This is a genomic window from Nitrosomonas oligotropha (genome assembly GCF_900106555.1).
GTDB lineage: Bacteria > Pseudomonadota > Gammaproteobacteria > Burkholderiales > Nitrosomonadaceae > Nitrosomonas > Nitrosomonas oligotropha_A.
The window spans coordinates 19155-27075 of the sequence record NZ_FNOE01000034.1 but is presented as its reverse complement, the minus strand read 5'-3'; the positions used below and the strand labels follow the sequence as shown (position 1 = coordinate 27075).

Annotated in this window: 7 protein-coding genes; all 7 read left to right on the top strand. The window is 44.3% G+C overall.

Annotated elements, in window-relative coordinates:
- Positions 1–252: 252 nt before the first annotated feature.
- The 7 genes from BLU57_RS13630 to pheT all read left to right on the top strand — a co-directional run bounded on the left by BLU57_RS13630 (position 253) and on the right by pheT (position 7823).
- Entirely contained in the window at positions 253–1008 is a 756-nt protein-coding gene (locus BLU57_RS13630) for a hypothetical protein (protein WP_090322001.1), read from the top strand.
- A gap of 92 nt (positions 1009–1100) precedes the next feature.
- On the top strand, positions 1101–3008 hold the full coding sequence (thrS, locus tag BLU57_RS13625; protein ID WP_090321999.1) for a threonine--tRNA ligase: 1908 nt from the start codon (positions 1101–1103) through the stop codon (positions 3006–3008).
- Between the two features lie 51 nt (positions 3009–3059).
- Complete coding sequence (infC, locus tag BLU57_RS13620; RefSeq protein WP_176776458.1) at positions 3060–3614, top strand: translation initiation factor IF-3; 555 nt, start codon at positions 3060–3062, stop codon at positions 3612–3614.
- Positions 3615–3703: 89 nt separating this feature from the next.
- Positions 3704–3901, top strand: coding sequence for a 50S ribosomal protein L35 (rpmI, locus tag BLU57_RS13615; protein ID WP_090321993.1), 198 nt, complete (start codon positions 3704–3706; stop codon positions 3899–3901).
- A gap of 12 nt (positions 3902–3913) precedes the next feature.
- Positions 3914–4273 (top strand): 50S ribosomal protein L20, encoded by a 360-nt coding sequence (gene rplT, locus BLU57_RS13610; protein WP_090321990.1) that lies wholly within the window; start codon positions 3914–3916, stop codon positions 4271–4273.
- 120 nt (positions 4274–4393) lie between these two features.
- On the top strand, positions 4394–5413 hold the full coding sequence (pheS, locus tag BLU57_RS13605) for a phenylalanine--tRNA ligase subunit alpha (RefSeq protein ID WP_090321987.1): 1020 nt from the start codon (positions 4394–4396) through the stop codon (positions 5411–5413).
- Between the two features lie 43 nt (positions 5414–5456).
- Complete coding sequence (gene pheT, locus BLU57_RS13600) at positions 5457–7823, top strand: phenylalanine--tRNA ligase subunit beta (protein ID WP_090321984.1); 2367 nt, start codon at positions 5457–5459, stop codon at positions 7821–7823.
- Positions 7824–7921 lie beyond the last annotated feature (98 nt).

The window sequence follows — 7921 nt, the reverse complement described above, 5'->3', positions numbered from 1 at the left end:
GAGGAAGAAGACGAGGGTGAAGGAGCGGCTGGCGGTACATCTAGCAGCACAGAAGCCCAGAGTGATGATGAAGATGAGGATGAAGAGTAATTATCGTCACACTTCGTAGAAGTAAATATAAACTATGTAAGGCATATCAAGGCGTTTGCAGATAATATATATTGGTAAGTACAAGCAAATGCTGCAATATTTATGGAAATTCAGTAGCCCGCCTATGGCGGGCTTTTTGTTACAGTAAGGTTTTTTAAAAAGATGTTGAATCATTTTCCAAAACCAAATATCGATTATCCGCATCGAAATAGAGATTATTTTATTGCGGGTTTTACTTTTTTTTGTGTTGGAGTCAGTCTGGTGATTGACGGAAGCGCAAGTAAAGAAATGCAGAATTTGCTGGGTGTGATCGCCTGGATTTTTCTGTTTGGGCTGCTGATCGGTGAAAATAGAGAAGTAAGAATGCAGGTTGTCGTTGCAGTGGCGTTTGCAACTGCCGGAGAACACTTTGCATCGATTTATATGGAAGGCTATACCTATCGGTTTGGAAATGTGCCGCTTTATGTCCCACCTGGTCATGGCATGGTTTATCTGACAGCGGTTGCCCTTTCGCGCTCAAGATTTTTCCTTGTTAATGCCAGGAAGTTAGCGGTATTTGTAATCGCAACCGGTGGTTTATGGTCGCTGTGGGGAATTAGTGGTATTCCTAAACAAGGCGATCAGGTTGGTGCGTTTTTGTTTTGTATTTTTGTTATCTGTCTTTTCAAAGGGCGCTCGCCGATGGTATATCTGGGTGCATTTTTCATTTGCACTTGGCTAGAAGTCGTGGGGACAGCAGCCGGTACATGGAAGTGGGCGTCCATAGAGCCGGTTTTTAATTGGACACAAGGGAATCCGCCGAGTGGTGTCGCTGCCTGGTATTGTCTTGTTGATGCGGTAGCAATCGGATTTTCGCCAAAAATTCTAAACGGATTGCAAAAAATGAATAGCTGGTATAAAACGTCATTTATTAAGTAGCCTGTTATGACAAAAAAACCATGAATGAATTGAATGGTAGCAATTAAGACTGGATATACAATAAATCATCTGATTACTTGGAAGGAATTTCTGTGACTGTTGTGCGTTTGCCAGATGGATCTGAGCGTAATTTTGATCAACCCGTAACGATATTAGACGTGGCTACGTCCATTGGGCCAGGCCTCGCTCGAGCGGCTATTGCTGGAAAAATTAATGGAAAGCTGGTCGATGTTTATAGTCAGATTAAAGATGATAGTGAACTCGCTATTATTACGGAGAAAGATGCTGAAGGATTGGAGATTATCCGGCACTCGTGTGCGCATTTACTCGCGCATGCGGTAAAAGAATTATTTCCAGATGCGCAGGTTACTATTGGCCCCGTGATTTCAGATGGTTTTTATTATGATTTTTCTTATAAACGGCCATTTACACCGGAAGATCTGCAAGCAATCGAGAAACGCATGTTGGAAATCAGTAAGCGCGATTTAAAGATAGAACGAAAAGTTTTAGAACGTACGGATGCGATCAATTTTTTCAAGGGTCAGGGGGAACATTACAAAGCGCAAATCATTGAGTCGATACCAGGCAGTGAGGATTTATCACTCTATTCTCAGGGCAATTTTACCGATTTGTGCCGAGGACCGCATGTTCCGGCTACATCGAAAATAAAAGTTTTTAAGCTGATGAAAGTCGCGGGCGCGTATTGGCGTGGTGATTCCAATAATGAAATGCTGCAGCGCATTTATGGAACCGCGTGGACCAATAAAGATGATCAGAAAGATTATTTGCATCGCTTGGAAGAAGCGGAAAAAAGAGATCATCGCAAAATTGGCAAACAGCTGGATTTGTTTCATACGCAAGATGAAGCGCCTGGCATGGTATTTTGGCATCCTAAAGGTTGGATATTGTGGCAGCAGATTGAACAATATATGCGAAATATACTGAAGCAAAATGGCTATCAGGAAATTCGCACGCCGCAAATTTTGGATAAGGATTTGTGGGTTCGTTCAGGACATTGGGAAAACTTTCGTGAGAATATGTTTACCACTCATGCGGACGAACGTGATTTTGCGATCAAACCGATGAATTGCCCCGGCCATGTGCAAATATTTAATCAAGGCCTGCGGAGTTATCGAGAGCTTCCGATACGATTGGCGGAATTCGGTTCTTGTCATCGCAATGAAGCATCAGGAGCGCTGCACGGTATCATGAGAGTACGTTCGTTTACTCAAGACGACGCGCATATTTTTTGTACGGAAGATCAGATACAAGATGAAGTGGTGAAGTTTATCGATCTGCTGAAGGGTGTTTATGTAGATTTTGGCTTTAAAGGATTGATGGTTAAGCTTTCGACCCGTCCGCAAAAACGTGTCGGATCGGAAGCGCAGTGGGATAAATCGGAAGCAGCACTGGAAGCGGCATTAACTGAAGCTAAGCTTGAATGGGAATTGCAGCCTGGCGAAGGTGCGTTTTATGGCCCGAAAATTGAGTTCTCGTTAAAAGATTGTATTGGACGGGTTTGGCAATGCGGTACACTGCAACTGGATTTTTCCATGCCGGATCGTCTGGGCGCAGAATACGTCGCAGAAGATAATTCGAGGCAGATACCTGTGATGCTGCATAGGGCCATTTTGGGATCCATGGAAAGATTTATCGGCATATTATTGGAGAATTACGCGGGTGCCTTACCTTTGTGGCTTTCACCCGAGCAAGTTGTCGTGCTCAATATTTCTCGCGCACAAACCGATTATGCTCAGGAAGTAGCTGCACAATTGGTGCGGCATGGCATTAGAGTTACCTTGGACTTGAGAAATGAGAAGATAACCTATAAAATTCGCGAGTATAGCTTGCAGAAGCTTCCCTATCAAATTATAGTCGGAGACGAAGAGGTGCGCACGGATACAGTGGCAGTGCGCAATCGCGCAGGTGATAATTTGGGTCAGATGACGCTAGAAACACTGCTTGTGCGTCTAAATGAAGAACTGTCTGCAAAAGTATAAATTTCTTTATAAATTACTCTTGGAGAATTTACCATAGCTCAGGAAAAATCAGTGCGCATCAACCAAGAAATTGATGTGCAAGAAGTTCGTTTGATTGGTGTGAATGCGGAGCAAATCGGTATTGTGACACTTGCTGAAGCAAATGCCTTGGCGGAAGAAGCGGGAGTTGATCTGGTTGAAATAGCGCCGACTGCGCAGCCGCCAGTGTGCCGCTTGATGGATTATGGTAAGTTTCGTTATCAAGAAAGTAAAAAGAAGCACGATGCGAAAATCAAGCAAAAGCAAGTACAAATTAAAGAAATTAAATTCAGACCGAATACGGATGAAGGGGATTACAATATAAAACTTAGGAACTTAATTAGCTTCTTGAATGAAGGAGATAAGGTTAAAGTGACATTGCGATTCCGCGGACGTGAAATGGCGCATCAGGAGTTCGGTATGCGTCTGCTGGAACGTGTAAAAGGTGATCTGGAAGCATTTGCAATAGTGGAGCAATTTCCTAAGATGGAAGGGCGGCAGATGGTAATGGTGTTGTCTCCTAAAAAGAAAGATACCAAAATCGATAAAGTAAAAGTATCAATGGAAGATTCGTCCGAAGTATCGTAGAGCAGTTGAGTGTAAAAATAAGTGATCTCCAGGTTGGTAAAGTTTCTCAAGCATGAGAACACCTGGTTTCATATCAAAGAGGAGTATTTATGCCTAAAATGAAAACTAAAAGTGGAGCGGCAAAACGCTTCAAGTTTAGGGCGAGCGGGAGTGTCAAACGCTCACAAGCTTTTAAACGCCACATCTTGACTAAGAAAACAACCAAAAATAAGCGTCAACTGCGAGGTACCGCTGCTGTGCATGCCACAAATGAAGCCTCGGTTCGCGCTATGATGCCGTACGCATAAAGGGAAAAGATCATGCCAAGAGTTAAACGTGGTGTAACCGCTCATGCGCGGCATAAGAAAATCTTAGATTTAGCCAAAGGTTATCGCGGACGTCGTAAGAATGTTTATCGCATAGCCAAACAGGCGGTCATGAAGGCTGGCCAGTATGCTTACCGGGACCGCCGTCAGCGTAAAAGACAGTTCCGTGCATTATGGATTGCGCGTATCAATGCAGCTGCTCGTGAGTGCGGTCTGTCATACAGCGTATTTATGAATGGTCTTAAGAAAGCAAGTATTGCAGTTGATCGAAAAGTCCTGGCCGATTTGGCCGTATTCGATAAGAGCGCTTTTGAGAAAATTGCAGCACAAGCAAAAGCGAGTCTTACTACATAATTGGATGTAAACCGATAGATATTGGGAGGTCGGGTAAAACCTGAACCTCCCTTTTTCTTGTGAATCTTGTGAAGTGGAACGATAGGGTAGTTGCTATTTAATCTTAATGCTCTTGTTGACATGAAAAACTTGGAAGAAATTATCACTGAAGCAATAAGCCAGATGGATAACATTGAAGACCCTGCCGAGCTGGAAAATGTTAAAGCGCGATATCTCGGTAAAAGCGGTGTGCTGACTGAGTTGCTCAAAGGGTTGGGTAAGCTGCCTGCTGAAGAACGTCCTGCAATGGGAAGTCAGATCAATGAAGCAAAGAACCGGTTGGAAGCGACGCTTAAATTCCGCCGTCATGCAATTCAAGAAAAAGAGCTGGAAGCTAAATTAACCGAGGAAGCTCTGGATATTACCTTGCCGGGCAGGGGATGCGGAGTCAGTGGTTTACATCCGGTGACAAAAACGCTGCAGAGGATTGAAACATTATTCCACTCGATCGGATTTGATGTGGTTTCGGGGCCCGAAATAGAAACCGATTTCTATAACTTCACCGCACTGAATATCCCTGAAAATCATCCCGCACGAGCAATGCACGACACATTCTACATCGATAATGGCAATTTGCTGCGCACGCATACGTCGCCAGTACAGATTCATTATATGCAGAATAACAAACCGCCAATTAAGGTGATCGCGCCAGGGCGTGTTTACCGGTGTGATTCCGATGTGACGCACACACCCATGTTTCACCAGGTGGAAGGTTTATGGATTGATGAAAATGCCAATTTTTCCGCTTTGAAAGGGGTTTTGGCAAATTTCATGGCGCAATTCTTTGAGCGGGATGATTTACCCGTGCGTTTCCGTCCGTCCTTTTTTCCGTTTACCGAGCCTTCAGCGGAAATGGATATAGGTTGTGTGATGTGTAATGGAAAGGGGTGCCGTGTTTGTAGTCATACCGGCTGGCTGGAAGTGCTGGGATGCGGCATGGTTCATCCCAATGTATTAAAACATGTGGCCATTGATAGCGAGCAATATATCGGATTCGCCTTTGGTATGGGAGTCGAGCGATTGACAATGCTCAGATACGGTGTAAATGATTTGCGGTTGTTTTTTGAAAATGATTTGCGCTTTCTCAAACAATTCAATTGAATCTGATTGATTTATTCATCATCGTTAATAATAACTGAATTTTATGAAATTTTCCGAGAACTGGCTACGCAGTTTTGTTAATCCACCGCTTTCCAGTACCGAGCTTGCGCATGCACTGACGATGGCCGGCATCGAGGTGGAGAGCATTGAACCGGTAGCGGCTGCCTTTGATAAGGTTATTGTGGCCGAGGTGTTGGCTGTCGAAAAACACCCGGAAGCTGATCGGCTCAAAGTCTGTAAAGTCAAAACTGGAAGAGCCGAGGAAGATGTATTGCAAATTGTGTGTGGCGCACCCAATGTAAGCATCGGTGTAAAAATTCCTTGCGCAATGATTGGCGCAACTTTTCCGGGTTTCACCATCAAAAAATCAAAGTTGCGCGGAGTCGAATCAGCCGGCATGTTATGTTCGGCTAAGGAATTAGGCATCAGTGATGCTACGGATGGTTTGTTATTGCTTCCTGGTGACGCACCTGTGGGTATGGATTTTCGCGGTTATTATGAGCTTGATGACCATGTTTTTACGTTAAAGCTGACACCAAACAGGGCGGATTGTCTTGGCGTGCTGGGCGTGGCGCGTGAGGTTGCGGCAATAACATCGGCTGGACTCTCTTCGCCGGAGAGAAAACCTGTTGCGGAAGAAATAAACGATACGCTGGCTGTACAGGTCATGGTTTCCGGCGCGTGTCCGCTATACTGCGGTCGAATTATGCGGGATATCAATCTCAATGTGCCTTCGCCATCGTGGCTGACTCAGCGTCTGGAACGCAGCGGGCTGCGGTCGATAAATCTCATCGTCGATATTACCAATTATGTATTGCTGGAAACCGGACAGCCTATGCATGCCTTCGATCTCGTCAAAATTAAGGGGGGCATCCAAGTACGGTATGCGGGCCGGGATGAGAAAATGCAATTACTGAACGGTAATCAAATTGACCTTGATTCTGGAATGTTACTAATTGCCGACGAACAAAAACCGCTGGCATTAGCTGGCATCATGGGCGGATTGGATAGCGGAGTAACTCAGGGCACGACGGATATTTTTCTGGAAAGCGCGTTTTTTAGCCCGGATACGATCAGCGGTAAATCTTTTCAATTGGGATTCAGCTCGGATTCGGCTTATCGGTTTGAGCGCGGAGTGGATTTTGCAGCCACGAGAGATGTGCTGGAATATGCGACTCAACTGATACAAACGATTTGTGGTGGTAAGGCGGGGCCGGTGACTGAAATCAAGCATGAACTGCCGCAGCGATCGTCTGTCCATGTACGTGTTGGGCGAATTAAACGAGTATTGGGTATCGATATCGGGAAACAGCAAGTCATTGATTATTTTAACCGTTTAAGGTTTGAATTTTTGGCGAATGAAGATGCCTTTAATGTGACACCGCCAAGTTATCGTTTCGATTTAGCGATTGAAGAGGACTTTATAGAGGAACTGGCGCGGATTTATGGTTATGACCAAATTCCGGTGCATTTCCCGCATGGTGGAATGGCGATGCTTCCGGCATCCGAAACAAAATACTCCACGATAGACATAAAACGGTCGTTAATAACACGAGATTATCAGGAAGTTATTAATTATGCTTTTGTCGATGCCGATTGGGAACTTGACTTGGTCAATAACAGTAAACCAATCGCGTTACAAAACCCGATTGCGAGTCAAATGAGCGTCATGCGAAGTAGCTTGATAGGCGGCTTGATTTCCAATTTGCAATTTAATTTGAACCGCAAGCAAGCCAGAGTCCGTTTATTCGAAATCGGCTGCTGTTTTATCAGGGATGATGAAAGCGACTGTAAGCAAGTGGAAAAGCTTGCCGGATTAAGCTATGGCGATATAGCGCCGGAACAGTGGGGAATAACGGCGAGAGGTGTCGATTTTTATGATGTCAAAGCAGATATAGAGGCTTTGTGCCAAGGTAACACTCTCTATTTCAGGAAATTTTCTCATCCAGCATTACATCCGGGGAAATCCGCGCAAATCTTGGCTGATGATCAACCGATTGGATGGTTAGGCGAATTGCATCCGCGTTGGCAGAAGAAGTATGGATTACAAAGAAACACCATACTATTTGAGATGGAATCAGGCAGTTTGATGTCTAAGTTGTTACCAGCGGTTAAAGAAATTTCTAAATTTCCACCTGTGCGGCGCGATATTGCAATTATCGTCGATAATGACGTTAGTGTGCATTCCTTGCTCGATGCGATAAATACGGGAAAATCGGCGATAGTGTCGGACTTTTCTTTGTTCGATATTTATCGCGGCAAGGGGATGGACGACAGCAAAAAAAGTCTTGCATTCCGAGTGTTGTTACAAGATACTGAGAAAACATTGACCGATGAAGAGGCCGACTCTGCGGTGGCAAGCATAGTAGAAATATTGAAGAATAAATTTTCCGCTACATTGCGCAATTGATGCATTTCTATTGCCTATGTGTCGATATTTTATTCGGTATTAATTGTTTATGGATCGATTCCGTAAAAACTGATTGTATGAGATAAGTTATTAATCTC

What these genes read in the sequence shown, in the direction of transcription:
- BLU57_RS13630 (WP_090322001.1), top strand. Translation starts at nt 253, where the DNA reads ATGTTGAATCATTTTCCAAAACCAAATATCGATTATCCGCATCGAAAT.
- rpmI (WP_090321993.1), top strand. Translation starts at nt 3,704, where the DNA reads ATGCCTAAAATGAAAACTAAAAGTGGAGCGGCAAAACGCTTCAAGTTT.
- rplT (WP_090321990.1), top strand. Translation starts at nt 3,914, where the DNA reads ATGCCAAGAGTTAAACGTGGTGTAACCGCTCATGCGCGGCATAAGAAA.
- pheS (WP_090321987.1), top strand. Translation starts at nt 4,394, where the DNA reads ATGAAAAACTTGGAAGAAATTATCACTGAAGCAATAAGCCAGATGGAT.
- pheT (WP_090321984.1), top strand. Translation starts at nt 5,457, where the DNA reads ATGAAATTTTCCGAGAACTGGCTACGCAGTTTTGTTAATCCACCGCTT.